Genomic DNA, 26,090 nt, shown 5'->3' with positions numbered 1-26,090 from the left:
ATCAAGGAAAATTTATAGACTAGGTTACAAGGTAAAATTTTATTAAGTAATGTTTGAATTTTTTAATATGGCTATCAAAGTTGGAGATCAAGCCCCAGATTTTTCTTTACCCGCCCAAAACGGTTCTACAGTCAGCCTGAGAGATTTTCGTGGTAAACAGGCTGTTGTCCTTTATTTTTATCCCAAGGACGATACACCAGGATGCACTATGGAATCTTGCGCTTTTCGGGATCAATATGAAGTATTTAAAGGCGTTGGTGCTGAAGTGATTGGTATAAGTGGTGATTCTAGCGAGTCTCACCAGAAGTTTGCAGCCAAGCACAATTTACCTTTTACGCTTTTGAGTGATAAAGGTGATCAGGTGCGGAAGCTATATGGTGCAACTACCGCTTTTGGTTTTATCCCCGGCCGGGTGACTTATGTGATTGACCAACAGGGAATTGTGCAGTATGTGTTTAATTCCATGTTGAATTTTAAAGGCCATGTTGAGGAAACTTTGAAAACTCTGCAACAGTTGGCTGCAAAGTAAGAGGATTTTTAACGCAGAGGGGCGCAGAGGTTCACAGAGTATATTCTCCGCGTTTCTCTGCGTTTTACTCAGCTTTCCTCTGCGTTTTAATTAGACTTTAGATTTTTCTGGTACAGCGACGTTAGCTGTTTTGCCGTTTTTGCCGTTGGTCTGACCGTTACCGTTGCGGGGTTGAATGACTCCAAAACCGCCGTGATTACGTTCGTAAATGACGTTGATTTCTCCGGTTTCGGCGTTACGGAACATATAAAAGTCGTGTCCTACGAGTTGCAGTTGTTCTTGGGCTTCTGCAAGGGTCATGGGAGGCATGGAAAAGTATTTGGTACGGACGACTTCTCCTGGTAGTTCGGGAGTGCGATCGCCTATTAAATCAGTTACTGGTTCAGGCGCTACTACCTCATTGGTTGGTATGGGTTGGGTTTTGTGGTCTTGTCGTCTTTCTTTATATTTACGCAGTTGACGGGCTATTTTATCTGCAACCAAGTCAATACTGGCATATAAGTTTTCGCTGCTTTCCTCCGCTCGGATGACGCTACCATTAGCATAAATAGTGACTTCCGCAGCTTGTCTGGTACTAATTCGGGGATTGCGAGCTACGCTTAAATGGACATCCACTTCGTTTGTGATGTTTTGGAAGTGATTAACTGCTTTTTCAATTTTTTGATGCACATATTCTCGAATTGCATCGGTGATTTCAATATTTTTACCGTGGATGACAAGCTTCATGTAAACTCTCCCGCTCAATATTTATTTGATGTGAATGTATTTTGTATGAACAGAGATTGCGGTCAGTCTATCATTGCCGCTAATACAAATTTTGAACTGCTGTTGATGTATGGCTGTCGCATCTTTAATTGTATGACTACCTCTAGCCTTGATTTACCTTGTCAAACTCTGCTCGGTTCTCCAACTGGTTGCTAGACAATTGGATCTGCCCATAAAGTCCGTAAATAAAGCAGTTTTGACTTTTTTATCCCTGCTGTGTTAGTTAGAGCAGCCTTGACAAAACTAGGATTAGTTGCTCCTTTTTTATCTGGTAGGCTTGGTTATCTTTTATTTAATAATATACAAGCCTTTGTCGAAGTTTTATCCTGATCAATGTCATCAACTTCTGAATATCCATCAGCCAGTCCGTTCGTTCCTATTGTCTTGGCTTGATGATGATTGTAGAGAATTCCTCCTAACACCATTGAGGTTATATATTCAAATTAACACTTTGTTGTTTATATAGCTAATTCCCTTGATGTTCCTTTAAAATCCTTTGCATAGCTTGACATTTATTGACCTTATTCTGGCAAATTGAAATATATTTAGTTATTTACCCAATTGATTTTTTGCATGATTGATAGTATTGAAACCGAAAAATATCGGTGTTTTTTATACAACCAAGGATTAATGCCATATTTAGATGCTCATCAATGGCAGCGATCGCTTCTCCAAGATCGTATCAACAACCCCAGCCTAGATGACGTACTCATTTTGCTAGAACATCCCCCTGTTTACACTCTGGGTAAAGGAGCTAATTCAGAATTTATCAAATTTGATATTGACAAAAGTGAGTATGATGTGCATCGAGTTGAAAGAGGTGGTGAAGTAACTTATCATTGTCCTGGTCAACTGGTGGGGTATCCAATTTTAAATCTGCACCGTTATCGTCAAGACCTGCATTGGTACTTGCGTCAACTAGAGGAAGTGTTAATTCGCGTTTTGGCAAATTATGGATTGTCAGGCGATCGCATTCCCGGTTTTACTGGTGTGTGGTTAGAAGGTTACAAAGTCGCAGCCATAGGCATTAAAGTCAGTCGTTGGGTGACTATGCACGGTTTTGCTTTAAATGTTTGTCCTGATCTAAAAGGCTTTGAACGTATTGTCCCTTGTGGTATTGCTGATAAGGCTGTCGGCAGTTTAGCAGACTGGATTCCCGGTATCAAATGTCAAGAAGTACGTTTTTGTGTAGCCCACTACTTTTCTGAAGTATTTGGCGTAGAATTAGTCGAGTCTCAGTTTGAAGAATCTGCATATTCTTAATTTAAGGAAAAAAATTGCAGAAACTTGCTGAAAACTTTTTAGAAACTTTATGATCTACGTCACATTTTAATCAGAGTATTCAAAGTACAATATGCACATTTGCCAGCAAATATACTCACTTTTTATATACATCAACTGAAAATGTGCTTGTGAATTACTCCAATAATCTACAGGTAAGCCCTTCCTCATACACCACCCTCAGAGAACGGGACTGGGAAGCTTTGATATTATTGTTCGATAGAGACGACAGTGATGAAATTGAAGCCGAAATCAAAAGTAAATTAGTTTGGTTAGTACCAGAACCATGTTGGGAAGATAATCCGTTTGAATTCTTGCGTGAGTTTCTTTGATATTCCTTTGGCTTACTAGCAAGAGAAAGTTAGACTTGTATTAGCCCATAGCTGTCTGTAGTGAAATCGCATCACAGACAGTTTTTTGTATAGCATCTATCCTCCAAACAGGTGAAATCTGGACTTATCTAAAAACGGGTTAAAAGTGTCATACATACTGAGTTTTTAGGTAACTTTATTTTTAGTTACCAAAAAGGCAGGAGTTAGGAGGCAGAGGGCAGGAGGTGGAAGTATCAATAAAAACTTTAGTTCTGGGTCTAAAGCCCAGTTTAAAAAAGGAATTATACCGAGATGTGTAGCGCAAGGTATAAAGTATCCTTGCCTCAATCCCATTCTTTTAAGGGTGGGTTCCTCCTGCCTCCTGAAATACTGCGGTTTTCTCGGGTTTTTTACTTAGTTATATTTAATTGTGTCTACTTATTTATTACAAAATGTAAAAACCCCACTCATTTTTGAACAGGGTTTATAAAAATTTTTCGGCTAAAATTAACTGTATTGTGATTAGAAAACGCTCATGATTGTAATGATCCCCGCACTGGTCAAAATGATTAAAAAGCCCATAACTATAGATTGATTCAAGCTATTTGGTAGTTTTGTATTATTCATTTTTTGTGAAATCCTTGAATTTTAAAGCTTAGGTTAAGAATAACAGGATTAATATAAACATCTATGTAAAAACAAGTAAAAATTAAAATTGCTTAAACTTTCTTAATGTGTAACTAGCGTATTTACTTAAAAGGCTTAATACGTATTTAAATAAAGCACTGACAGGTTTGCGTGTAGTGATACCCGTACAGGATAAATACCCAATTACCGGGAGGAATGTGTGCCTTGATAGGATAAAATTAAGTTTGATCAAGGTAAAAAAATTTTCTAGAAAACGATCATGACAGTTTCCACAGCTTTTGACTTAGATCGCTTAAATCAACAATTTGAAACTGCCACTCCTAAAGAAATCCTGGCGTGGTCTATTGAAAATGTCCCCACAGGACTAGTACAAACTAGTGCCTTTAACGTGGATGATTTAGTAATTACTCATATTCTGTATACTGAACTAAAGCATCCTGTTCCCGTCATCTTTCTTGACACCCTGTACCACTTCCCCCAAACGCTAGAACTGGTTGCAAAAGCTAAGGAGATATATAACCTAGATTTGCAAACTTATAAAACTCCAGATGTAAATAGCCGCGAAGCCTTTACTGCTAAATATGGTGAAGCATTGTGGGACAAAAATATTGCCGAATTCCACCAAGTTACAAAAATTGAACCACTGTTACGAGGTTTAGACGAATTAAATACTGTCGCTTGGATTACAGGCCGTCGTCGTGACCAAGCCGTTACCCGTGCGAATATGCCTATATTTGAATTAGATAATCTGGGAAGACTGAAAGTAAATCCCATCGCAGCTTGGACACGGAAAGATAGTTGGGCTTATGTAGCTGAACATGGAGTAATTTACAATCCTCTTCATGACCAAGGTTATCCCAGTATCGGTGACGAACCTATCACCACGAAAGTAGCTGACGGTGAAGACGAACGCGCTGGACGTTGGAGAGGAAGTGAAAAAACTGAATGTGGAATTCACATTTAGTTAGTTGTTAGTCAGAGTAGGGTGTGTTAGCGACAGCGTAACGCACCTTAATTTATGTATTTTATTTGTCAGAATCAGGATATCCAGGATTTTAAGATTTACAGGATGTTGTTTAATTGTGGTTACAAACTACTACAAATTATAAAATCATTGCTATTTTGACCTTAATTTTTTTTGTTCAGATAGTCTGTCTTCACTATTTATTTGCAACAATTTAACTGTTGTTCTTCCTTCAGGAGTTAAACCAACTAAAACCACTTCTGAAAACATAAAATGTGATTTCCATTCCTGTTTACGTGGGTTGAATAGAAAGCTAAAATTGCCTGTTTCTGGGTCAAATGAACCTAAATCACTACCTTTATATCGGTTACAACGCCAACAAGTGAGTGCTAAATTATCAGCATTAGTCTTACCCCCATGTTTTTCTGCAATAATATGGTCAATTTCATGGGCAAAAAATGCGACTTTTGCAGGTAGTAAACAATACTCACATTGATGTTCTGCACGTTCTTCTACTAACCTGCGAAGTGCAGCCGGAATATAGGATATACTCACAGGTTATTACTTAAATAAGATAAATTACCAGCTTTAATCATGACAATTAAGTGTTCAATACGTTCATACTCATCCAGTTCTTTTGACTCTGTGGGTTTGAGTGTACCTGCTTTACTTTGTATTAGCAAAGTACGTAACCTATTTTGCATTTCCGGTGTGGGTTTAAATTCTGCTATTTGTTGAGGAGTGGGGTTACTAGCAAGAAAGTTCAGAATATATTGGTAAATTTGTGTTGGTATTGGTGATTGTTGAAGACTTAAAGCTAGTAATTCTGGTAAGGTATCTATCCCTATTTGTGCTATTTGTTGAGATAATTCTTCTGATATTTCTAGGGTAATTTTGGGCATGGTGTATTTTTCTGGAATCTGTTATTTTATTATTGTCTGAATCAGGATGTCCAGGATTTTAGGATTTACAGGATATTGATTTTATCTTCATCTGTGTTTATCTGCGTTCAGTTATTTTTGATGTTTTTTTAAACGAACCACAGAGACACAGAGAACACAGAGAACACAGAGAACACAGAGAAAAATTTTCAGTTATCAAAACTTAGAACCAGGACTTTTTGATTAATCTTCTTATTCATATAATTAATTATGTCAGAAATCGGGGATCTTTGACCATAAAATAAAATCCTGTAAATCCTTAAATCCTGGTTATCCTGATTCAGACTTAATAATTTTTTGTAACCCTTAAATATTACAGTCTACCAGTCTCGACGAGAGAAAAGAGATAAATGCACATTCTTTATTCTCTCTGTAATATCGTTACTGATGTCTCTTGGTTGTCTTGGTTTTAACATAGAAAGATGTATGCTTGAATATAACCGTAATTTTAACAGAATCGGGTGATTGAAAATTGCGGTTAGTTCTAAACTAATGACTAATGACGAAGAACTAATGACTAAATACTAATTATGATTAAAATTCTCCATCTTTCCGATATTCACATGGGAAGCGGTTTCTCCCACGGACGCATTAATCCAGTCACGGGTTTGAACACACGGTTAGAGGATTTTGTCAATACTTTATCTTTGTGTATTGACCAAGCCCTGGCTGATGCTGTGGATATGGTGATATTTGGCGGTGATGCTTTTCCTGATGCTACGCCACCGCCTTACGTACAAGAAGCTTTTGCTAGTCAATTTCGTCGCCTTGTTGATGCTGATATTCCGACAGTGCTGTTGGTGGGTAATCATGACCAACATTCCCAGGGAATAGGAGGCGCAAGTTTAAATATTTACCGGACTTTGGGTGTACGGGGGTTTGTGGTCGGTGATACTTTAACTACTCATCACATCCAAACTCGTAACGGAAAGGTGCAGGTAATTACTCTCCCTTGGTTAACTCGTTCTACTTTGATGACTCGTCAAGAAACTGCGGGTTTGTCTATGGCGGATGTAAATCAACTGTTAACAGATCGCTTACAAGTGGTTTTAGAAGGGGAAATTCGCAGACTTGACCCGGATGTACCAACGGTGCTTTTGGCGCATTTGATGGCTGATAATGCAACATTGGGTGCGGAACGTTTGTTGGCTGTGGGTAAAGGTTTTACTTTGCCGCTATCTATGCTAACGCGTCCTTGTTTTGATTATGTGGCTTTGGGACACGTTCACCGCCACCAGAATTTAAATAAATCTAATGATCCACCGGTTATTTATCCAGGAAGTATTGAACGGGTCGATTTTAGTGAAGAGAAGGAAGATAAGGGTTATGTGATGCTGGAATTGGAACGGGGGAGGGTTGATTGGTCATTTTGCTCTTTACCTGTTCGCACTTTCCGCACGATTGAGGTAGATTTATCTAAGGCTGATGATCCGCAAGGGGTTTTATTGAAAGCGATCGCTAAACATGATCTTCAAGATACAGTAGTTCGACTGATTTACAAACTGCGTTCTGAACAGTTAGATTTAATTGATAACTCTTTTATACATAAAATTTTAAGTACAGCACATACATATACGATTCAACCAGAGTTGGTCAGTCAGTTGGCTAAACCCCGGATTCCTGAATTAAGCGCAAGTAGCAGTACTGACCCGATGGAAGCCTTAAAAACCTATTTAAATAATCGGGAAGATTTAAGGGAAATGGCTACATCTATGTTAGAAGCAGCACAAAACTTATTAGCGGATGATGGAGAAATTTGGCTACCTGATGGTGGAATTAAGTAGGTAGGCAGAATAAAACCAAACTGTGTAAAGAAAGTTTCTAAATTCCTACACTAATGTTAAACCTTTCCACGGCGCTTACCCAATCAGAATTGAGGTCTGTCATTGTCCGTGATCCTCTGATAGTTAAACCAGAGACAACGGTGATGGATGCGATAGCTATGCTCTCTTCGAGACGCTACGCGAACGCAGCAGGCATCGCTCAAATGAGTGGTGTACGTATTATCTGTAATGTCACACAAACAACGAATGGGCAATTGGATGAATTCCATCTAGAGGCAAGATCAAGCTGCGTTTTGGTAGTGGAAGATGGAAACTTATTAGGTATTTTCACAAAACGGGACGTAGTGCGCCTGATTTCTCAGCAGCGTTGCTTAGAAAATTTAGCGATTCAAGAGGTGATGGCTGATCCAGTTGTCATCCTGTACGAGTCTACTTTTACGGATTTATTTGTGGCGATTAATCTGCTCCAGCAGTATCACATTCACCACATACCCATCCTAAATGAGCAAAATCGTGTGGTTGGGCTGGTGACTCATGAAAGTCTGCGACAAACTGCTCGTCCTATAGACCTTTTACGGTTGCGGTTGGTGTCTGAGGTAATGACAAATCAGGTGATTTGTGCCGCACCAGATAGTTCCATGTTAGCGATCGCTCAACTCATGGACAAACACGGCGTTAGTTCGGTCATGATTGTGCAAAACCCTAGTAGTCAAACTCTACAAATTCCTGTAGGAATCCTCACCGAGCGGGACATTGTCCAGTTTCAGGCATTAGCCTTGAACCTAGAAACCTGTTTAGCAGAAGCGGTGATGAGTACGCCGATTTTCTCCGTTAAACCAGAAGATTCCCTGTGGGTGGTGCAGCAGATCATGGAACAACGCTTGATCCGCAGATTAGGAGTGACAGGGAAACAAGGAGAATTATTGGGAATTGTCACCCAGACTAATCTGCTACAAGCCCTAAAGCCGCTGGAGTTATACAAGCTGACAGAGGTATTAGAAGAAAAAGTATTCCAGTTAGAAGTAGAGAAAATCGAATTTCTAGAAACCCGTGCCATTGAACTAGAACAACAAGTTGAAGCTCGGACGATCGCTCTCAAATCTCAAGTAGAGCGAGAGAAATTAGTGGCAGCAATCGCCATGCAAATCCGCTCATCCTTGAGTTTACAAACCATTTTAGATACAACAGTTGAACAGGTAAAGCAATTATTGGGCTGCGATCGCGTCAATATTTGGCGATTAGAGGCTAATGGACAAGGAATCACAGTGGCTGAGTCCACAGGCTGCACCCTATCTCTGCTAGGTAAACAAATTCAAGACAAATGTTTTAGTCCAGAGCTTCTGGAAATGTATCGTCAAGGCAAGATTCGCGTCGTCCCCGATATCTACACGACGGAAATGTCAGACTGCCACCGCAGTATGTTAATTGGCCTCCAGATCCGTGCCAAAATTCTGATACCGCTTCTGTGTGGTGATGAACTGTGGGGCTTTCTCAACGTCACCGAAAGCCAGCAACCCCGCGAGTGGCAAGATTCAGAACTTGAACTGCTGCGAATGTTATCGGTACAAATAGCGATCGCCCTTCAGCAAGCTATCACCCATCAAAAATTACAGGAACAACTAAGAGAACGCCAACGGGCTGAATTAACCCTGCAAAAACTGGTCATAGGAACTGCTGCTGTAACAGGAGAGGACTTTTTTCCAGCCTTAGTGCGACATATTGCCGAAGCCTTGGATGTCCGTTATGCTATGGTCACTGAATTGGTAGGTGATCAACTTCATACCCTAGGGTTCTGGGCAAATGGAGATTTACAGCCGTCAGTTTTCTACGATGTGGCTCACAGCCTCTGTGAATATACCCTGAAAGATGGAGAGTTTTACTGCAAAAGCGGAGTTCAAGAACTTTTTCCTGATCATTTAGACTTGGTGAAAATACAGGCCGAGAGTTATTTAGGCATAGCCTTAAAAGACGATTTCGGCAATGCCATTGGCAACCTTTGTATTCTAGACGTGCAGCCCTTTCAGGAGTCTAAGCATAGAGAAGCGATCGCCATCCTCAGGGTATTTGCAGCCCGATCAGCAGCAGAATTACAGCGCAAAACAACTAACGATGCTCTCAATCGTTTGAATCAAGACTTGGAAGTGATAGTAGACCAGCGGACTCAACAACTACAACAGGGAAAGGCTCAACTGCTCGAAGCCCAGAAATTTCTACAAACCGTACTTGATACATTTCCCCTCACAGTTTTTTGGAAGGATCGCCAATTAGTCTATTTGGGATGTAATCAAAAGGCTGCGGTGGCAGCGGATCTCGCTTTACCCACCGACATTATCGGTAAGACGGATTACGACTTGCCTTGGGCAACTGCTGAAGCCGATATCTATCGAGCCGATGATCTCCAAGTTATGGACTCTGGCATAGCCAAACTCGGCATTATCGAAACTCAGCATCAGGCCAATGGGGAACTTATCTGGATAGAAACCAATAAATTACCCTTGCGTAACTTGAAGGGTGAAATAATTGGTATTTTAGGGACTTGTCAAGATATTACCAATCGCAAACAAGCTGAACTGGCTTTGCAAAATAGTGAACTTCGTTTCCGTCGGATATTTGATTCTAGTGCGGTTGGCATGATCTTTGCAGATTTTCAGGGGCGTATTATTGATACCAACGACCACTTTTTACAGATGGTTGGCTACACCAGGGATGACTTCAATGCCGGGGCAATTGATTGGTTGGCAATGACTCCATCTGAATATATACCCTCCGACTTTGCCGCAATGAATCGCCTGATGGCACAGGGCGAGATTGATCCCTGGGAAAAGGTCTACTACCGTAAGGATGGCAGTCAGCTTCCTGTTCTCATTGGAGCGGCGATTCTCCCCGAATCAAAGGATCAAACTATTTGTGTCGTAGTCGATATTAGCGAACAAAAAGCTGCACTGCGGGAACGCCAAAAAGCTGAACTCGCTCTGCATCAAGAGGCAATGTACAAACAGTTGCTCTTAACTCTTACCCACGCAATTCGTGAATCTCTAGAGATCGAAGTCATTCTCAATACGGCTGTAAATGAGGCCAGATCATTACTGGTAGTAGATCGGGTAGCGATTTACCGCTTTCAACCCGATTGGAGTGGTGAATTTATTACCGAGGCTGTGGTTCCCGGTTGGGTAAAACTTGCGGGATCTGGTGTTAAAAAGCTTTGGCAAGATACTTATCTCCAAGAAACTCAAGGAGGTAAATTCCAAAACCACGAAACCTTAATAGTCCCTGATATTTATCAAGCTGGTTTACAGCCCTGTCATATTGAACTTTTGGAACAGTTTCAAACCAGAGCTTATGTGATTACACCTATCTTTGTGGGTAAATCACTCTGGGGTCTGTTAGGGATGTACCAAAATGATCAGCCTTATTGGTGGACAACAGGGGAAATAGAATTATTACAACAAATTGCCAGCCAGTTAGCGATCGCTATTTACCAAGCAAATTTATATCAACAAGTTCAATCAGAATTGATCATCCGCGAAAAAGCCGAAGTAGCAATCTCTCAGCAGTTGCAGCAACAGCGCACTCTAGGGGCAATTGTGCAAAAAATTCGAGAATCGCTAGATATCAGAGATATCTTAGCAACAGTGACTCAGGAGATCAAATACTTATTCAAGACTGATCGCGTCATCGTCTTCCGTCTCTTTGGTGACGGCAAAAGCCAAATTGTTGAAGAAGCCGTTTCTAGTGAGTTAGTGACACTCAAAAACCGCCACTGGGATAATGAGATATGGTCTCAAGAAATTCTTGATTACTACTGGCAAGGACAGCCCCGGATTATTGCCGATGCCATGCAAGATATCTGGACAGATTGCCTAGTGGAATATGCCATCGAAGGTCAAATCCAGTCGAAAATCGTAGCACCGATTTTGCAAGAGGCGCAAGATGGAGAAAAGAATCGCTGGGTTGCCTCTGGGGAAAATAACAAGCTTTGGGGCGTTTTGGTTGTTCATGCCTGCTCGGAAAAACGAATCTGGAAAGACTGTGAAGCCCAACTCCTTCAACAAATTGCTAACCAGTTAGCGATCGCAATTCAGCAAGCAAATCTTTTTGAGCAATTACAGCAAGAACTCACGGAAAGGCAGAAAACAGAAATAAAGCTAACCCAAAGCAATCAACAACTGGCCATTTCTAACGAAGAACTCGCCCGTGCTACCCGCCTCAAGGATGAATTCCTCGCCAACATGAGTCACGAACTCCGCACCCCCTTGAATGCCATTTTGGGCATGACTGAAGCCCTGCAAGAGCAAGTTTTTGGTGGTATTAATGAACGCCAACTCAAAGCCTTAAAAACTGTTGAGCATAGTGGTAATCATCTACTGGAATTGATCAATGACATCCTGGATTTAGCCAAAATTGAAGCCGGACAGATCAATCTCAACTGTGTTTCAATTTCTGTATCTCATCTGTGCCAATCCAGTTTGGCATTTATCAAACAGCAAGCACTGAAAAAGCGCATCAAGCTAGATATTAAAATGCCACAAAACCTACCTAATCTGTTCGTAGATGAACGACGGATTCTTCAGGTATTAATTAACATACTTAACAATGGGGTAAAATTTACTCCACAGGGAGGAAGCATTACCTTAGAAGTCACCCAACTTGACCCTGACATGGAGACCACTGATTTCTCCCCGCAAGACTTCCTGCGAATTAGCGTGATTGATACTGGCATTGGCATCTCTCCAGAGAATATTAATAAACTATTTCATCCCTTCATCCAAATTGATAGTTCCTTAAATCGTCAGTATAACGGTACAGGCTTGGGACTAGCATTAGTTAAACAAATTGTCGAACTCCACGGCGGTCAGGTGGGACTCACCAGTGAACTTGGTGTAGGTAGTTGCTTTATGATTGATCTACCCTGTAGTCCCCTTCTAGCTGAAATCACCGCAGATGATAAATCAGCCTCTACTTCAGAATTAGACTCTCCACCTGCGGAGGAAGTAGCAAGCCAAGCCCCCTTGATTTTGTTAGCAGAAGATAACGAAGCCAATATTAGTACATTTTTTAGCTATCTCGAAGCCAAAGGCTATCAAATTATATTAGCAATGGATGGTCAAGAAGCCGTAAACCTTGCCAAAACTCACCAGCCTGATGTGATTTTAATGGATATCCAAATGCCGGGAATGGATGGCATAGAGGCTATAAAACAAATTCGTCTCGATGCTAAATTGATGAATATACCGATTATCGCGCTCACGGCTCTGGCCATGACAGGCGATCGCGAGGGATGCTTAGAAGCGGGGGCAAATGATTATTTGACTAAGCCAGTGATGCTCAAACAACTGGCTACCACAATTCAACAGCTTTTAAACCAAAATAGTTAAGTTAGAGTTAACCTTAATTAATCTAAAATTTGCATAATTATTGCAGGAGTGTACTATGTCTAAATTAATGTCTGCAACATTGATTGCTACAGCTTTATTGTTAACACCAACTAATAATTCTAATGTCACATTAGCTGGAACCTGCGCTTCTAATTGTGGTGCGAAACCACTTCAGTTTACACCTGGTCAATATATCCGCCTACAAGTTGTAAACCGCACTCCTAGAGTATTAAAACTAGAAAAATTACCAGAAATGCGGCGCATTACTCTACAACCAGGACAAGAATATCGTACAGAACAACAAAGCGGTACAAATCCAAATATTTCTCTTTTGTTCTGGGATGATACAGGAAGGTCTTTAGAAGCAGTTGCTTCTAAACCTAATTTTGGCACTCTGCGTTTAGAACTGCGTCCTAGTAATAAGTTTCCAGGTTATCGCTCTCTTTATATTCTCAATGATGGTAAAGTAAACATATTTTAGATAAAATTAGCTAATTTTGTTGGTGGGTTACTATGTCGCTCTAGCGTAACCATTGCACCCACACTAGTTTTTTTGATGCTAAAGTGTTCCTGTGGGCAAATTATTGGGGTCGATACCCTGAGATTTTAAATAAGCTATTAGCCGTTCTTTCTCCTGACGTTCTTGTTCTTTCTCCTGACGTTCTTGTTCTGCACGTTGGCCTTCCTGGTCTGCACGTTGACGTTCTTGTGAAATCTGTTCGACAGACCAAGGCAACAAATTACCTGCTTTATCCCACCACCTCAACCAATAACCTGTTCTGGCTTCTTTTTCTCCTCTCCAAGTTCCCAAAAATAAGCCCATTGAATCAATCCAATGCAGACCATTTTCATCCGGTTGTTTTAACTCATATCGACCGTTTTCTAGTTGATAAAATTCTAATAAACCGCCATTAGGCTCAAAAATTACATAAATGGGAACTTGTAAAATTTGCTCATAAAAAAACCATTTCCCTGGCGGATATGTTCGCTTAACAGAATATTCTCCACCGTCATTGTCGGATAAAAATTCCATTACTATAGCTGTAACATTCCCCTCTAAATTGGGTGTGTAGCTTTTGCGTTCAGCTAAAATCTCTTTAACCGCAGGAACATATAACCAATCAGGTGCTTTAGCTATAAATTGACCGTTTAATGTTGCACACAACCCAAAATTTGACGCTATCAACATCTGAGGTTGTATGAAACCCGCAATTTCTAAACTTTCTCGCAAAGCACCAGCTAAAATTGGCTGTCCTGTATTTTCCACCGGTTCATCCTCTAACTGAAAATCATCGGGTAAGGCTTCCCAAGAGATTACCAGTTCAGTGGGAGATTTAATTTCACTGATTTGGGCTACCATAAAGACTGCCTCGTGTTGATGTGTTTTTATTTTATCTGATTCACCGTAATCTCATGTCTGATCTTGTCTGAAGATCTATTAGGATATTACCTATGACCATTTACTTAATTCTCAGTGATAGATCGACCTGTAACTGAAATTTCAAAACCCATCAAACGCTTACCCAATCAACGTTGGCAAATTGCCCCAGCGAATCCTGAATTAGCTCAAAAACTGGCAGATTTAACGAATATATCGCCAATTATCAGCCAGTTGTTGATTAATCGGGGGATGGAAACACCAGAAGCAGCAGCCGCATTTTTAAATCCCGAATCGTTAAATTTACCTTCTCCGTTGGAGGATTTTCCAGATTTAGCGGTGAGTGTAGAATTATTGGAAAATGCGATCGCTCATCAAGAGAAGATTGCTATCTGTGGAGACTACGATGCAGATGGGATGACTAGTACTGCATTACTACTCCGCAGCCTCCGCGCTTTGGGTGCTAATGTAGATTATGCTATCCCTAGTCGAATGCACGAAGGTTATGGAATTAACAAACGCATTATTGAAGAATTCCACAGGGAAGGAGTCGGATTAGTTTTAACTGTAGATAATGGTATATCTGCTTTTGAACCAATTGCTAGAGCCAGAGAACTGGGTTTAAAGGTAATTATCACCGACCATCACGACATTCCCCCTATTTTACCCCCAGCTAACGCCATTCTTAACCCGAAATTAATAGCTGAATCTTCACCTTATCGGGGTGTGGCTGGTGTGGGTGTAGCTTATATTTTAGCAGTATGTTTAGCCCAGCAATTAGGGGAAATTAAGGGTTTAGTTCAACCGATGTTAGCGTTGTTTACCTTGGGAACTATTGCAGATTTAGCTCCTTTAACTGGTGTAAATCGCCGTTGGGTAAAACGTGGTTTAAAGTTATTACCTAAATCTACTTTACCAGGAGTCCAAGCTTTAATTCAAGTGGCTGGAGTGCAAGCAACTGAAGGGGAAACTGAAAGTAATCCAAAATCTAAAACTCAAAATCCAAAATCGTTAAAGCCGGAAGATATTGGATTTCGGTTGGGTCCGCGTATTAATGCAATTGGTAGAATTGGCAACCCACAAACAGTAATAGAATTGCTGACTACTGATGATATGGGGTTAGCATTAGAAAGAGCGATGCAGTGTGAACAAATAAACATCCAACGTCAGCAGATGTGTGAGCAAATTGAACAGGAAGCGATCGCACTTGTTGAAGATTTATATGTAAACTCTTTACAAAAAAACCGGGTATTAGTTGTTGTTAAAGATAATTGGCATCATGGTGTAATTGGAATTGTCGCTTCTCGGTTGCTGGAACGTTACGGTGTTCCTGTGTTCATCGGTACTTATGAGGATGAAGGCGTAATTCGCGGTTCGGCGCGGGGAATACCTGAATTTAATGTTTTTGCCGCTTTAGAATATTGTCGGGATTTGCTGGGGAAATTTGGTGGACATAAAGCCGCAGGAGGATTTTCTCTGCCAGCAGATAATTTACTGTCATTGCGATCGCGCTTATGTGAGTTCGCAAATCAGTGTTTAGAACCCCAACACCTCAAACCATTACTAAAAATTGATGCTCAAGCAAATCTCAATCAAATCAATCAGGAGTTATATCAACAGCTAAATGTTCTCCATCCCTGCGGTATCGAAAACCCAGATCCTGTTTTCTGGACAGCTAATGCACAAGTAATTGAGCAGCAAATTGTTGGTAAAGGTCACATTAAACTGACATTGGCGCAAACTGTCGATAATATCAGATATCAAATTAAAGCGATCGCTTGGCGTTGGCGTGATTACTTTCCCCTTCCTGCGCGAGTTGATATAGCTTACAAACTCCGGGAAAATCACTTTAATGACAAAATAACTATCGAAATGGAGTTGATAGGTGTGCGACTCCCCGCTCATTCTCCAATATTTTCCACCCCACCATCTCAAAAATTACGCGCCAACTTTGAATACAAACAGCGTCAATACACCTGTGGCGTTTATCAAAATGGCGTTGATTCAGAATTAAGAATTAAAAATCCTGAAGGTAAAGTTTTAGTCATGCAGCCCGGAGATAATCATGGTCTTTTAGGCAGCAGTCGTGATGATGCCAAAAAGGTTGATTTATGTCTACCTCAGTATGATGGAATTATCCAAGCTGCTATTCAGGCTTTGGATAGTTAGATTTTGCTGATAGCACAGCGTGGACTATGACTTCTATTAGAAAACTCCACAAAAAAGATGATCCAATCTTGTGGGATGGGCATACTTCGACAAGCTCAGTACAAGTCCTGCCCGTCCTTGTATTGTTAGCAGGCTTTTCGTCCTGCACCACAAGAAATTTTGGGATATTTTTTTATTTGGAAGTCTCTTATGAGTTAAAAGTGGTAATTGGCTTTCGCCGTGAGCGTCAGCCGAACGGTAATTGATAATTAGCAAAACTATACCCATTACCCATTACCCATTACTCATTACCCAATCTACAGGTTGCCGTTGCGAAAAGCCAAGAGAAAGATTACTACTGGCCCAGCAATGATGATTAGACCTACAGAGGTCAATTGAAAAATGACTTCCCAATTAATGTTGGCTAAAGCTTCCATTGTTTTCTTTTCCTCTCTATTGTCTTAAAAGATTTAATAATTCAAATGCAAATCCCGCCATAGATCATATCCGGGAAGCGGACACCAGATTTAATTTACTTAACAAAATTATAGAAAACAACATAAAAAAGTAAAATAGCGAGAAGTCACAAGGTAGAGGAAATTATGGCTACTTGGCAATGTGTAAAGCAATGTGGAGCCTGCTGTCATCTTGATCCAGCAGATCGTCCAGATTTGGAAGACTATCTCTCACCAGAAGAAGTGGGGCTTTACCTGAGTATGGTAGGGGAAGGGGGATGGTGCGTTAATTTTGACCATACCACGCGAGAATGCGGCATTTATGATGATCGTCCGCGTTTCTGTCGGGTGGAAACTGAGATATTTCAGGATATGTATGGGATTGAACCAGAGGAACTTAGTGATTTTGCGATCGCTTGCTGTCGTCAGCAAATTGAGGGTGTGTATGGCGATCGCAGTTTGGAAATTATCAGGTTTGATCAAGCTGTTGGCTTTTAATCTGGGATTTTGTCCAGTAGAGTTGCAATTTATTACAAAAATCTGAGAAAATGAAAAGAATATGAAAACAAATTAGTGGCAGGACAACCGCCTGTGAAACTCGACTCTACACCTGTAAGTATTTCTGATCTCTCTCAGACTCAAAACCAGTTAGAAATACAAGACACTGATGATTATCTAATTGAGCCTGTAGTTAAGGATAGTTCCAAAAAGCAGGAATCGGCCTTGGTAGTGTTTGGAACAACCTTCATCACCATATTTTTGGCAGAAATTGGCGATAAAACTCAGCTATCCACTCTGTTAATGAGTGCAGAATCTCATCAACCTTGGGTAGTATTCATTGGTTCTGGGGCTGCATTAATTACTACTAGCTTGTTAGGTGTGCTTTTAGGTGGTTGGATAGCCACTAAACTCAGTCCAAAAACTGTAGAAAAATCAGCAGGGGTAATGTTGCTACTGATTTCTGTGATGCTATTTTGGGATGTGTTTATGGGTTAGTAGTCTTTAGTTATACAAAGAATCAATTATGAATTGGCATCTTTTAGGCTTGAGCTTTATTACAGTTTTTCTATCAGAATTAGGTGATAAAAGTCAGTTAGCGGCGATCGCTCTTTCTGGTCGTGGTCAATCTCGGCGGGGTGTGTTTTTTGGCACTGCTGGGGCGCTATTATTAACCAGCTTGTTAGGAGCATTAGCCGGGGGAGCAGTTGCAGAATTTTTTCCTACACGCATCTTAAAAGCGATCGCAGCGGTGGGTTTTGCCATTCTCTCCATCCGCTTGCTATTACCCAACAGTGAAGCTGAATCAGAATAATTCAGTATTTTTAGCAGGGTGGGAAATGCCCACCTTAATCTCAAACTTCCTGCCAGCACCAGTTTAAAAGCATACCACCTGCAACAAGTTTGAATACTTCCAGCAGAAAATAACCACCGTGTAGTACATTCATTGTTGCTGGCACTGTACTGGATGCAAATAAGCTTAAATTACTTCCTAAAGCGCACATTTGCGGGGTTAAAAAATAAGTATCCAGCAAAGCGGCTGTTAGCAAAAGCGCCGATAAAACTATACTTCCCAAACGCCAATTAGATTTAACTTGGCCAATAGCCAGAACTCCAGTTAAAACTACAGCCGCAGATAGTAATTCTAGGCGATTAAAATTCCAAAAAATTGCATAGCCTGCTGTAGAAAAACTAGCTTGGTTCATCATGCCAGAGATGTAAAGACTAGGCATAATTACCCAATCTAAAACCAAACTGGCACTGAGCCAAAAACCCAAAGTCAACATAATGGCTGTTTGCCAAGTTGACCGTTTAAATTCAAAATTAGAAATAGCGTTCATAAAAATAATTGCTGGTGTTGTACTCCTAGTTTGTATCTAGAGAATTGATTTGACAACAAATATCAATTAACTGTTACAAACTAGAGGCTATGCAACCTTTCTACAGTGACTTTTGAGGTTTTGTATCTTATTTTTTTAAGTTTAATTACAAAATAATAAAAACCATTAAAAAACAAAAACCTATACTAATTGAAGTTAATATGAGCCTAATACGGATAAATTTTGGAAATTAATACGATATTAATCGGGCTTTTTCAAATTTACGCCAGTTGTACAGCTTTATTTGTATTCATAAATGGTGCGTTAGTCCAAAAGACATAACACACCCGACAAATAGCAGATTTTTTCCAGCAAGCAATTAAAGCTTATTTTTCATTAAACGTCCAAACACCATCATCCCAAGTTTGATCAGATGGGGGTGACTGTATCCAATGCTGACAACGGCCTAGATATAACATAGAGGCTTTATCATTGTTGTCAGCTAATAAAGCTTTGACAAACTCAGATTGGGCTTTTACAAACTGACGTTGAAGATAATACTCGCGCCCTTGATGATAATGCTCAATTAGTTCTAGTTTGGTATCACTAATCAAATCAGAACGCAAACCTAGCAACTCATAGATAGCTACTGGTTCATTTCGTCCTTTAACGCGAATATAATCTAATTCCCTCGCCCAAATATCTTTTTCGCAGATTCGATATGTATTATCGCTGACAATAATATCGCAACCATACTGTTTACTAACACTTTCCAGTCGGGAACCAAGATTAACACCATCACCAATAGCGGTAAATTCCATCCGCTTACTAGAGCCAATATTGCCACTAATAACAGTATCAGAATTAATACCAATGCCAATTTTGATCCTAGCTTTATTCACAGCTTGGCGACTTTCGTTCAATTCTTCTAAACGAGAGCGCATTTCTAGAGAAGTTTGCACTGCCATGCGTGCGTGTTCTTTTAAAGGTAGAGGTGAACCAAATACAGCCATGATGGCATCGCCAATATATTTGTCCAATGTGCCTTTATGTCTAAAAACAGCCTCAACCATTGATTCAAAATATTCATTCAGCATACCCACCACTTCCTCAGCTTCCATGTTTTCTGTGAGGGTGGTGTAGCCACGAATATCAGAGAATAAGATAGTAACTTCTTTGCGATCGCCCCCTAGTTTAGCATCATCTAATTTCAGCAGTTCTTCTGCCAACTCCTGAGTCATGTAACGGTACATAGTACTCTTGAGCCGCTTTTCATCACTAATATCATCCATGACCACCAGTGCGCCACAAACTTGATTTTGGTCACTGGCATCAGCAATAGTGTTCAGTGATAAATTAATACTATGCTGTTCGTTGCTTGTAGTCAAAAGCGTGCGATCAGGGTAATATTGCTGACTAGTTTTTAAATCTGTTGCGTGTAAAGCATCTACAAACCACTTACTAAAATCACCCTCCTTAATATTCACAACATCACTAACTAATCTGCCTTCCAAACGTTCTTCGTCATCAAATCCTAATAATCGTTTGGCGCTTTCATTAGCAGTGATGATATGTCCTGTTTTATCTGAAGAAATTACACCATTAGAAAGACTTCGCAGAATATCTCGCTGCATTTGTTCTTGTTGTTTAACTTTGGCAAACAACTGAGCATTTTGTAGCGCCACACCTGCTTGAATGTTAAAAGCTTCCATGAACTCTTCATCATTATGATCAAAACTAGCTTGGAAGCATTCAGGAGCATCAGGCCAATTAGCAGGATCATAAGGAGGAAAATCTCCCAGTTTCTTTTTATTAACTAACTGGGTAACGCCAATCAACTCTTGATCGCTATTAAACACCGGCATACAAAGTAGGCTACAGGTGCGGAAATTAGTTTGTATATCCATAGCTTTAGCCGTTTCTGAGTCTGGATGCTCATATAAGTCAAAGGGAATATTTAACTTCTTGCCAGATGCAGCAACTATACCAGCAAAGCCTTTACCCATTGGTACTCGTAATTCTTTATCTACGCCATTATCCTGTGTGATTTTTGTCCACAATTCATTGCGATCGCGGTCTATTAACCACAGAGTACTGCGATCGGCATTCATCAATTCCTTAGCCTCAGCCATTACCCGTTTCAGGGTATCTTCTAAATCAAGACTACTTTGACTCAGCGACTTGATCGCCTTCATTAGAGCCGCAGCAGCCCTTTGTTTTTGTGTCGCAATATAAAAAGAGCGAGATGACTCTAAAATAAGGCGAATTGAAGGTGCAAAATCTTGAAATAATTTCTCATCAGCACTAGTAAATCCATTATTATCAATACGCTCATACAGTGGATCTTCTGGATTATGTACGTATTTTAATTTATTTAATAATTGTACAACCGCCACCAATTTTTCATCTTCATTTAACAGCGGTAAAGCTAACATTGTGTAGGTGCGGTAGCCATTTCTTTTGTCTTGTTCTTGAGCAAATCCTGACCGCTCATCTGTATAAAAATCAAAAGGTATATTGACTACTCGCTTGAAAGTTGCAACTTCACCAGCAATACCTTTATCAGATGGAATCCGAATCTCTAATGGTCGCTTACCTTTCCCTTCAGCTAAAATAGACCAGAGTTCTTGGTTTTCTTCATCCAATAAAAATATTGTTGTCCGATCTGCTCCTAATAATTCCCCTGTTTTCAAGGTAATCGAATGCAGCATTTCCTGTAGGATAGTTTCAAAACCCTGATAATCCAGCATGGATAAGGTTTCATTGACAATCCTTAATTTATGCTCTACTTCCTGAACTACTTGTTTAAAAGTATCTTGAGTCAAGGGAGCAAGAAACTGAGAAATAGATCCTTTTCTTGTAGCTAGACTAACTACAGGTGAAGCATTTTTTTGTAACTCATAGACTTCTTGATTATTAATATCAATCATCAAATCTGTAGACTCTTCAGCATTCGGGTTTTGCACTGACATAACTTATTTGATATAGTAGGATTTAGAATTTACGACTGTTCAACTGTACTATTAATTTATCTTAGGTTTTGCTTCTAACTATCATTGCTTGACAGTATACACTCTTTGTTTCGCCAGGGTAATCCTGTGGAGGAGAAAGGCTGAACAAATGAGAATTCACGTTAGAGCTAAAAAGTACTTGCATAGGTGTACCTAAGCTCAGATATAAAAGCAGGAAGCTTTACCAATCATTATATAGGATATGGGAATATAAGCGGCTTTTAAACCTCCTCTTTTGTTCTTTTGATTCGACGTTTCAATCCACGTATCAATTCACGCAACACATCTGTTTGATTTCTACCTGTTTGTTCACAATACTCTCTCAGTAAATCTTTCTCTGGCTGGGTCAATCTAAAAGTTATGTAAATTTCAGGTTTAGGCATATTTCAGATACCATTAACTGAGGTATCTTGATTTTAGTAGATTTGGTAATTACAGGAAAGAGGAATAAGTTATATTATTGCCAATGGATGAAATAGCCTCAGTACAAGTATTACCCATCTAAAATTCAAAATTGGTATCAATTACTTCTAAAAAGTCAGATGAGAGAGACTATTCACCTTACAAACTATAAGTGCGTTGAGGTTTAGCATTGCTCTGGCTGCATAAATTTACGTAATAAAATTTAAATCATTGTCTAAAATTTAGTACATATACCAGGAAGATAAAAGGACATTGTTTTGAATTCGGAAAAAGTTCCGAATCATTATTTGTGGTAAAGGTATAATTTCTTGAATAAAGATTACTGAGCTTAAAGTTCTTTTTTATACATAAAATATAGATTGCAAAAAATCAACACGTCGGTTATTTCGTAAAACCTTAATATAAAATCTAACCTGTAATTGAATTTACAGAAACAATCAATACCACCAAGTCATTTACCATGAAGAATCGGCAGCAACGCTATAAGGATTACAGGTTTTTTCATACATCTGTAAGGGATAACTTCAGATTAAAATGAAAGTTACTTTTTTACTAGTTCAGGGAACTCTATATAATACGGTTCAATTACCCATTCTAACAGTAGTATGTTGCTGCTACCAGTGCATAGGCAGCAATGCAGTCAATTTCTTGCTTTACCAAGTGTTGTACTAACTACCAACTTTATTCTATCGGCTGGTCTGAACTGTATTTTCATCCCATTTTTGGTTTTGAGGATTACTTATGGAGAAATCAATTATTCAGTTGGTTGACGAGTTATCAACTGATAATATTACCGTCAAAGTTTTAAAGGCTGTAGATTATATAGCACCAAGTCAATGGAACAATTTGGTGGGCTTTGACAATAGTATCCGTGCCATTACCGGAGAAACTGATGCTAAGGTAATCCAGAAAATCTGGGAGCGTGCTGTTATTTTATATCACGATCCTCAACAAGGCTACCAGAGCGCAATTAAGCTTTATCAAACAATTGATAAAGCAGACACAGCTATGGCAGCGGCAGCTTTAGCGAACAAGGTTGGTGAAAAAATTGGTGTTCTTTCTTTTCTCACCAATATTACACCCAAAGCAGACCTCACCCAAACGATTGATTTGGTATTGAAACTTGCTGTTGAAATCATCGTTTTCTGCAAACTAAATGGCATTCCTCAACCTAACCCCCAAGAGTTTGCCAAGTCTCTAACCAACAACTATCAAGATGCCTCCCTCATGAGGATGGTAGCTCTAGTTTGTTTAGATGGAATTCTGCCATTAGGTCCCGATTTCCTGAACAAAATTCATCAACTCATTAGTGGCACTGACGCTAGTCAAATAGCTCAAAACCCAGTTTTTTCAGCCATCAATAGCTCTCTACCAGGCAATAATCCCACTGAAAAACTTGGTTTTATTACTCAAGGTTTTAACTCTGTGCAAGGCTGGATATCTAATTTAGTATCCAAGACAGGTATAACTCCGCAATCAATTTTTAGTAGTCTGGGTAATTTTATTCAGATTGCTGATGACAATCTAGACTTTGTAGCAGCATTCATCGATCAAACTACCAATTATTATGAGCATACAGGGATTCAAACTGTGGCTTCTAGTTTGATTAAGAAATCCCATATTTTAGTTAAACAGGAAATTCAACAAGAGGAAAAATCATCAGTCCCAGAGATATCATCTACTGTAAAAGTTGATAATAAGCAGTATGCAGTAGGAACAAAAGTAGAAGTATGGGATGAGGAGGAAGAAGATTGGTATTCTGCAACTATTGAGAAAGTCAAAGATAACGAATACTTTATTCATTATGATGGTTATGGGTCATCCTCAGATGAATGGGTTGAACCAGATGATCTGCGTATCCGCGACAAAGCTGCATCCGATGATAATGGATATGCTGTGGGTGTAAAGGTCAAAGTTTGGGATGATGAAGAAGAGGATTGGTATTCTGCAACTATCAATAAAATTCAGGGTCAACAATACTTTGTACATTACATTGACTATGACTCATCCTATGATGAATGGGTTGATTTAGACGATATTTGCTAACTACTGAGCAAGTATTATTGGAATAAGGAGGCTGTTGTCTTTGTTTACTTTTTTAGTTGACTATCCGTTAAGTATGGATATTGCGTAAAGATTCTAATTCATTCATATCAGTTACGACTTTACGTAATGTTTCACTGAAATAAACAACTTCATATTTGGGTGCAAGTTCTTTTTGCAGTTGCTTCCACAAACTAATACCTTCTTGTTCAAAAGCCGCTTTAGCCTCTAAACTGGGAAAACCTGATGAATTAGGATCTTCCCAGTTCAATTTTGCATCGTAAATGTCAGCCCATTTTTCCAAACGTCTAATAGTTTCTTGACTCAGTGGTAATGTTTCAGGGTCAATATCTCCAGCTTTATCAGAATTTACCCACCATAATGGATAACATTCATAATCAGCCATGAGTTTGATTTTTTCTACTTTAAACAGCATCTACCAATTCAAAACGAATTTTCTTACCAACAACTCTAGCAGCTTTATCAATCGTTTCTAAGGTAACAGAATGATTATCAGGAGATAAAAGTCTATCAACAGATGATCTACTTGTTTTCATCTTTTCAGCCATTGCTGTTTTAGTAATATTTTTCTCAGCCATTGCTGTTTGAATTTGCCAAGCAATAACTCTTTTAATGGCTATTAAATTGATTTCGTCTAATGTTCCATCTTCTTCTAAAAACGCATCAAGAGAAGAACCAATATAAGGATTTTCTGTCATATTTATACCTCCATTTTCAAAATTATACTCTACCTTCAATAATAGCTAAACCCCATTCTAATTTATTTAAGTATTTGGCATTAATACTAACAAGTTCTTGATCAATAGGTGATTTAGGAGCATTAGGTTTTCCATAGTCTTGAAAATTTGTAGTGATAAAGCAAATATTTTTCTGGAAATTTTTATTTCTCAATTGCTTACCGATATCTAAAAAAGCCGCAAATATCTGACAGTCTTTAGCTGAATCTTTACCTCTTTGAGCAGGAGCATCACATTTATTAATTCTCTTCATTGCTTCTACATAATGAGAATCATCTATTGCTATTTTTTCACATTTATCTAGGAGGCTTTTGGAAAGATTTCCCAGAGGTTCAGGGAGATTTAGAGCTTTTATTATTTGTCCAAAATCATGGTTAAAATCAAAGATAATATTTGCAGAATTAACCATTTTCTCTCTTTATTAGTTCTGCCTTTTTGATTTCTTCTGTCAGTTCGATTTTGACAGTTTCTATATTTTCTTTCCATTCGGTATAGACTATTTCATTTGTCACTAACCACACACTACGATTATTTAGTTGTGATTTATTAATTAATTCTAAAGATGCTGATATTTCATTAGTAGATATATTATCTCGAAATGGAGAACGGATAATATCTAAAATTATGCAAGTATCTAAAAATAAAACTGGTGCAGGTGCAGAGATAATAATTTCACTTAGCTCTGTTGAACTAATAAACATTCATCATTGTCCTTTTGTATAGTTCAATAAAGCATCTGCAAATTCGTATTCTGTGACTAATTTATCTACTGCTTCTTTTGACCATCCTTTTTCAATTAAGGACATACTTAATAAATTAGGATCTAATTTTACGCCTTTTGAATTTACAGATAATATGAAATCAAACCATTTTTTTCTATCTACAGGATGTGAGGTAACGGTAAATTTATTTGCATAAACAGCAAATTGATTTAATAATGCTGCTGCATCATTACCGATCAGATTTTCAATAAATTCTTGATCGTTTGTTAATTCTGTTGTTACAGCAGTATTTTCAATGGCAGGTTGTACAATTTTTTCAAAGAAGTCTACTAAAATTTGATTGTATTCATCAACAGATAATTGACCTTTTTCTGTTGGTACAATATTAGATACAAACCAAGTATTATGATCTTTCTGGAAAAGTATTAAACCAGACGCTTCTAAACCATCTCCTGTGGTATGTTCAAAACAGTAGGCTTTCTCTTCTAAGAGAACTGCGTTTTTTTCGCGTTCGTAAGCTCTTGACCAATTGTTTGTACAATTATCGGTTAAATGTGTGATTAATTGGTCAATATCATAGCTATTGAGGTATATATATAAGTCTCGAAACTTTTTCATAGTGATTGTAATATCTCACAATTACTAAAAATAGAATAGCATAATTTTGTTGATTTAGCTTTCTAACCCGTCTGGGAATAAATTTTGAGCAAGTTTTATTTTTATTGGCATCATCTTTA

At 39.0% G+C, this 26,090-nt stretch carries 27 protein-coding genes; 13 read left to right on the top strand and 14 right to left on the bottom strand.

Annotated features, from left to right (window positions below):
* Positions 1–67 precede the first annotated feature (67 nt).
* Positions 68–529: a peroxiredoxin gene (locus ACSQ6I_RS00635; protein WP_438888293.1), complete on the top strand. Its 462-nt coding sequence runs from the start codon at positions 68–70 to the stop codon at positions 527–529.
* Between the two features lie 90 nt (positions 530–619).
* Here the strand turns inward: ACSQ6I_RS00635 and hpf are convergent, their stop codons facing one another.
* The gene (gene hpf, locus ACSQ6I_RS00630; protein WP_438888292.1) at positions 620–1,255 is read right to left on the bottom strand and encodes a ribosome hibernation-promoting factor, HPF/YfiA family; all 636 of its coding nucleotides are present in this window, start codon (positions 1,253–1,255) and stop codon (positions 620–622) included.
* A gap of 45 nt (positions 1,256–1,300) precedes the next feature.
* Between hpf and ACSQ6I_RS00625 the strand changes: the two genes are divergently transcribed.
* Positions 1,301–1,450 carry a hypothetical protein gene (locus ACSQ6I_RS00625; protein WP_438888291.1) on the top strand — a complete coding sequence of 50 codons (150 nt, stop codon included), beginning with the start codon at positions 1,301–1,303 and terminating at the stop codon, positions 1,448–1,450.
* Between the two features lie 125 nt (positions 1,451–1,575).
* Here the strand turns inward: ACSQ6I_RS00625 and ACSQ6I_RS00620 are convergent, their stop codons facing one another.
* Positions 1,576–1,719 carry a hypothetical protein gene (locus ACSQ6I_RS00620; protein WP_438888290.1) on the bottom strand — a complete coding sequence of 48 codons (144 nt, stop codon included), beginning with the start codon at positions 1,717–1,719 and terminating at the stop codon, positions 1,576–1,578.
* 148 nt (positions 1,720–1,867) lie between these two features.
* On the opposite strand from ACSQ6I_RS00620, the gene lipB reads away from it, so the two are divergent.
* From lipB to cysH, 3 genes are all read left to right on the top strand, one after another.
* Positions 1,868–2,557, top strand: coding sequence for a lipoyl(octanoyl) transferase LipB (lipB, locus tag ACSQ6I_RS00615; protein WP_438888289.1), 690 nt, complete (start codon positions 1,868–1,870; stop codon positions 2,555–2,557).
* Positions 2,558–2,706: 149 nt separating this feature from the next.
* Positions 2,707–2,907, top strand: coding sequence for a hypothetical protein (locus tag ACSQ6I_RS00610; protein WP_323313788.1), 201 nt, complete (start codon positions 2,707–2,709; stop codon positions 2,905–2,907).
* An 886-nt stretch (positions 2,908–3,793) separates the two neighbouring features.
* Positions 3,794–4,498, top strand: coding sequence for a phosphoadenosine phosphosulfate reductase (gene cysH, locus ACSQ6I_RS00605; protein ID WP_438888288.1), 705 nt, complete (start codon positions 3,794–3,796; stop codon positions 4,496–4,498).
* 153 nt (positions 4,499–4,651) lie between these two features.
* On the opposite strand, the gene ACSQ6I_RS00600 is transcribed toward cysH, so the two are convergent.
* Positions 4,652–5,053: an HNH endonuclease gene (locus ACSQ6I_RS00600; protein ID WP_438888287.1), complete on the bottom strand. Its 402-nt coding sequence runs from the start codon at positions 5,051–5,053 to the stop codon at positions 4,652–4,654.
* Complete coding sequence (locus ACSQ6I_RS00595) at positions 5,050–5,400, bottom strand: hypothetical protein (protein WP_438888286.1); 351 nt, start codon at positions 5,398–5,400, stop codon at positions 5,050–5,052. The genes ACSQ6I_RS00600 and ACSQ6I_RS00595 overlap by 4 nt, the downstream gene beginning before the upstream one ends.
* 569 nt (positions 5,401–5,969) lie before the next feature.
* Here ACSQ6I_RS00595 and sbcD point away from each other — a divergent pair.
* Genes sbcD through ACSQ6I_RS00580 form a run of 3 tightly spaced genes read left to right on the top strand, consistent with a single transcriptional unit; the run spans position 5,970 to position 13,079 of the window.
* Positions 5,970–7,223 (top strand): exonuclease subunit SbcD, encoded by a 1,254-nt coding sequence (gene sbcD, locus ACSQ6I_RS00590; RefSeq protein ID WP_438888285.1) that lies wholly within the window; start codon positions 5,970–5,972, stop codon positions 7,221–7,223.
* Between the two features lie 53 nt (positions 7,224–7,276).
* The gene (locus ACSQ6I_RS00585) at positions 7,277–12,598 is read left to right on the top strand and encodes a GAF domain-containing protein (protein ID WP_438888284.1); all 5,322 of its coding nucleotides are present in this window, start codon (positions 7,277–7,279) and stop codon (positions 12,596–12,598) included.
* Between the two features lie 55 nt (positions 12,599–12,653).
* Entirely contained in the window at positions 12,654–13,079 is a 426-nt protein-coding gene (locus ACSQ6I_RS00580; protein ID WP_438888283.1) for a hypothetical protein, read from the top strand.
* A 78-nt stretch (positions 13,080–13,157) separates the two neighbouring features.
* Here the strand turns inward: ACSQ6I_RS00580 and ACSQ6I_RS00575 are convergent, their stop codons facing one another.
* Complete coding sequence (locus ACSQ6I_RS00575) at positions 13,158–13,958, bottom strand: Uma2 family endonuclease (protein WP_438888282.1); 801 nt, start codon at positions 13,956–13,958, stop codon at positions 13,158–13,160.
* A 114-nt stretch (positions 13,959–14,072) separates the two neighbouring features.
* Here ACSQ6I_RS00575 and recJ point away from each other — a divergent pair, with 114 nt between their 5' ends.
* Positions 14,073–16,145 carry a single-stranded-DNA-specific exonuclease RecJ gene (gene recJ / locus ACSQ6I_RS00570; protein WP_438888281.1) on the top strand — a complete coding sequence of 691 codons (2,073 nt, stop codon included), beginning with the start codon at positions 14,073–14,075 and terminating at the stop codon, positions 16,143–16,145.
* 296 nt (positions 16,146–16,441) lie between these two features.
* On the opposite strand, the gene psb30 is transcribed toward recJ, so the two are convergent.
* Complete coding sequence (psb30, locus tag ACSQ6I_RS00565; protein ID WP_438888280.1) at positions 16,442–16,561, bottom strand: photosystem II reaction center protein Ycf12/Psb30; 120 nt, start codon at positions 16,559–16,561, stop codon at positions 16,442–16,444.
* Between the two features lie 165 nt (positions 16,562–16,726).
* On the opposite strand from psb30, the gene ACSQ6I_RS00560 reads away from it, so the two are divergent.
* The 3 genes from ACSQ6I_RS00560 (at position 16,727) to ACSQ6I_RS00550 (ending at position 17,891) form a co-directional block, all read left to right on the top strand.
* Positions 16,727–17,077 carry a YkgJ family cysteine cluster protein gene (locus tag ACSQ6I_RS00560; protein WP_438888279.1) on the top strand — a complete coding sequence of 117 codons (351 nt, stop codon included), beginning with the start codon at positions 16,727–16,729 and terminating at the stop codon, positions 17,075–17,077.
* 93 nt (positions 17,078–17,170) lie between these two features.
* A complete protein-coding gene (locus tag ACSQ6I_RS00555) occupies positions 17,171–17,575 on the top strand; it encodes a TMEM165/GDT1 family protein (RefSeq protein WP_438888979.1) in 405 nt (134 codons plus the stop codon).
* A 28-nt stretch (positions 17,576–17,603) separates the two neighbouring features.
* A complete protein-coding gene (locus tag ACSQ6I_RS00550; protein WP_438888277.1) occupies positions 17,604–17,891 on the top strand; it encodes a TMEM165/GDT1 family protein in 288 nt (95 codons plus the stop codon).
* Between the two features lie 40 nt (positions 17,892–17,931).
* On the opposite strand, the gene ACSQ6I_RS00545 is transcribed toward ACSQ6I_RS00550, so the two are convergent.
* From ACSQ6I_RS00545 to ACSQ6I_RS00535, 3 genes are all read right to left on the bottom strand, one after another.
* Positions 17,932–18,417, bottom strand: coding sequence for a hypothetical protein (locus ACSQ6I_RS00545; protein ID WP_438888276.1), 486 nt, complete (start codon positions 18,415–18,417; stop codon positions 17,932–17,934).
* A gap of 365 nt (positions 18,418–18,782) precedes the next feature.
* Positions 18,783–21,368 (bottom strand): GAF domain-containing protein, encoded by a 2,586-nt coding sequence (locus tag ACSQ6I_RS00540; protein ID WP_438888275.1) that lies wholly within the window; start codon positions 21,366–21,368, stop codon positions 18,783–18,785.
* 260 nt (positions 21,369–21,628) lie between these two features.
* Positions 21,629–21,790: a ribbon-helix-helix protein, CopG family gene (locus tag ACSQ6I_RS00535; protein WP_438888274.1), complete on the bottom strand. Its 162-nt coding sequence runs from the start codon at positions 21,788–21,790 to the stop codon at positions 21,629–21,631.
* 781 nt (positions 21,791–22,571) lie between these two features.
* Here ACSQ6I_RS00535 and ACSQ6I_RS00530 point away from each other — a divergent pair.
* The gene (locus ACSQ6I_RS00530) at positions 22,572–23,876 is read left to right on the top strand and encodes a Tudor-knot domain-containing protein (protein ID WP_438888273.1); all 1,305 of its coding nucleotides are present in this window, start codon (positions 22,572–22,574) and stop codon (positions 23,874–23,876) included.
* A 67-nt stretch (positions 23,877–23,943) separates the two neighbouring features.
* Here the strand turns inward: ACSQ6I_RS00530 and ACSQ6I_RS00525 are convergent, their stop codons facing one another.
* Genes ACSQ6I_RS00525 through ACSQ6I_RS00505 form a run of 5 tightly spaced genes read right to left on the bottom strand, consistent with a single transcriptional unit; the run spans position 23,944 to position 25,971 of the window.
* Positions 23,944–24,309: a hypothetical protein gene (locus tag ACSQ6I_RS00525; protein ID WP_438888272.1), complete on the bottom strand. Its 366-nt coding sequence runs from the start codon at positions 24,307–24,309 to the stop codon at positions 23,944–23,946.
* A complete protein-coding gene (locus tag ACSQ6I_RS00520; RefSeq protein ID WP_438888271.1) occupies positions 24,299–24,592 on the bottom strand; it encodes a helix-turn-helix domain-containing protein in 294 nt (97 codons plus the stop codon). Before ACSQ6I_RS00520 ends, ACSQ6I_RS00525 begins: the two co-directional genes overlap by 11 nt.
* 22 nt (positions 24,593–24,614) lie before the next feature.
* On the bottom strand, positions 24,615–25,040 hold the full coding sequence (locus ACSQ6I_RS00515; RefSeq protein WP_438888270.1) for a hypothetical protein: 426 nt from the start codon (positions 25,038–25,040) through the stop codon (positions 24,615–24,617).
* Positions 25,033–25,332 (bottom strand): hypothetical protein, encoded by a 300-nt coding sequence (locus tag ACSQ6I_RS00510; RefSeq protein ID WP_438888269.1) that lies wholly within the window; start codon positions 25,330–25,332, stop codon positions 25,033–25,035. The genes ACSQ6I_RS00515 and ACSQ6I_RS00510 overlap by 8 nt, the downstream gene beginning before the upstream one ends.
* A gap of 3 nt (positions 25,333–25,335) precedes the next feature.
* A complete protein-coding gene (locus ACSQ6I_RS00505; protein ID WP_438888267.1) occupies positions 25,336–25,971 on the bottom strand; it encodes a hypothetical protein in 636 nt (211 codons plus the stop codon).
* Between the last annotated feature and the right edge of the window lie 119 nt (positions 25,972–26,090).

Origin of the sequence: Anabaena sp. WFMT, from assembly GCF_051781005.1 — a bacterium.
Taxonomy (GTDB): Bacteria; Cyanobacteriota; Cyanobacteriia; order Cyanobacteriales; family Nostocaceae; genus Anabaena.
Note: the sequence above shows the minus strand (reverse complement) of the source record. Positions and strands in the feature narration are given on the sequence as shown.

Coding starts and splice junctions, on each gene's coding strand:
- ACSQ6I_RS00510 (WP_438888269.1), bottom strand. CDS start 25,332: ATGTTTATTAGTTCAACAGAGCTAAGTGAAATTATTATCTCTGCACCT.
- sbcD (WP_438888285.1), top strand. CDS start 5,970: ATGATTAAAATTCTCCATCTTTCCGATATTCACATGGGAAGCGGTTTC.
- ACSQ6I_RS00595 (WP_438888286.1), bottom strand. CDS start 5,400: ATGCCCAAAATTACCCTAGAAATATCAGAAGAATTATCTCAACAAATA.
- hpf (WP_438888292.1), bottom strand. CDS start 1,255: ATGAAGCTTGTCATCCACGGTAAAAATATTGAAATCACCGATGCAATT.
- ACSQ6I_RS00505 (WP_438888267.1), bottom strand. CDS start 25,971: ATGAAAAAGTTTCGAGACTTATATATATACCTCAATAGCTATGATATT.
- ACSQ6I_RS00545 (WP_438888276.1), bottom strand. CDS start 18,417: ATGAACGCTATTTCTAATTTTGAATTTAAACGGTCAACTTGGCAAACA.
- ACSQ6I_RS00560 (WP_438888279.1), top strand. CDS start 16,727: ATGGCTACTTGGCAATGTGTAAAGCAATGTGGAGCCTGCTGTCATCTT.
- ACSQ6I_RS00515 (WP_438888270.1), bottom strand. CDS start 25,040: ATGGTTAATTCTGCAAATATTATCTTTGATTTTAACCATGATTTTGGA.
- ACSQ6I_RS00540 (WP_438888275.1), bottom strand. CDS start 21,368: ATGTCAGTGCAAAACCCGAATGCTGAAGAGTCTACAGATTTGATGATT.
- cysH (WP_438888288.1), top strand. CDS start 3,794: ATGACAGTTTCCACAGCTTTTGACTTAGATCGCTTAAATCAACAATTT.
- lipB (WP_438888289.1), top strand. CDS start 1,868: ATGATTGATAGTATTGAAACCGAAAAATATCGGTGTTTTTTATACAAC.
- ACSQ6I_RS00530 (WP_438888273.1), top strand. CDS start 22,572: ATGGAGAAATCAATTATTCAGTTGGTTGACGAGTTATCAACTGATAAT.
- ACSQ6I_RS00625 (WP_438888291.1), top strand. CDS start 1,301: ATGAACAGAGATTGCGGTCAGTCTATCATTGCCGCTAATACAAATTTT.
- ACSQ6I_RS00580 (WP_438888283.1), top strand. CDS start 12,654: ATGTCTAAATTAATGTCTGCAACATTGATTGCTACAGCTTTATTGTTA.
- ACSQ6I_RS00520 (WP_438888271.1), bottom strand. CDS start 24,592: ATGACAGAAAATCCTTATATTGGTTCTTCTCTTGATGCGTTTTTAGAA.
- ACSQ6I_RS00525 (WP_438888272.1), bottom strand. CDS start 24,309: ATGCTGTTTAAAGTAGAAAAAATCAAACTCATGGCTGATTATGAATGT.
- ACSQ6I_RS00635 (WP_438888293.1), top strand. CDS start 68: ATGGCTATCAAAGTTGGAGATCAAGCCCCAGATTTTTCTTTACCCGCC.
- ACSQ6I_RS00585 (WP_438888284.1), top strand. CDS start 7,277: ATGTTAAACCTTTCCACGGCGCTTACCCAATCAGAATTGAGGTCTGTC.
- ACSQ6I_RS00535 (WP_438888274.1), bottom strand. CDS start 21,790: ATGCCTAAACCTGAAATTTACATAACTTTTAGATTGACCCAGCCAGAG.
- ACSQ6I_RS00575 (WP_438888282.1), bottom strand. CDS start 13,958: ATGGTAGCCCAAATCAGTGAAATTAAATCTCCCACTGAACTGGTAATC.
- ACSQ6I_RS00620 (WP_438888290.1), bottom strand. CDS start 1,719: ATGGTGTTAGGAGGAATTCTCTACAATCATCATCAAGCCAAGACAATA.
- ACSQ6I_RS00550 (WP_438888277.1), top strand. CDS start 17,604: ATGAATTGGCATCTTTTAGGCTTGAGCTTTATTACAGTTTTTCTATCA.
- psb30 (WP_438888280.1), bottom strand. CDS start 16,561: ATGGAAGCTTTAGCCAACATTAATTGGGAAGTCATTTTTCAATTGACC.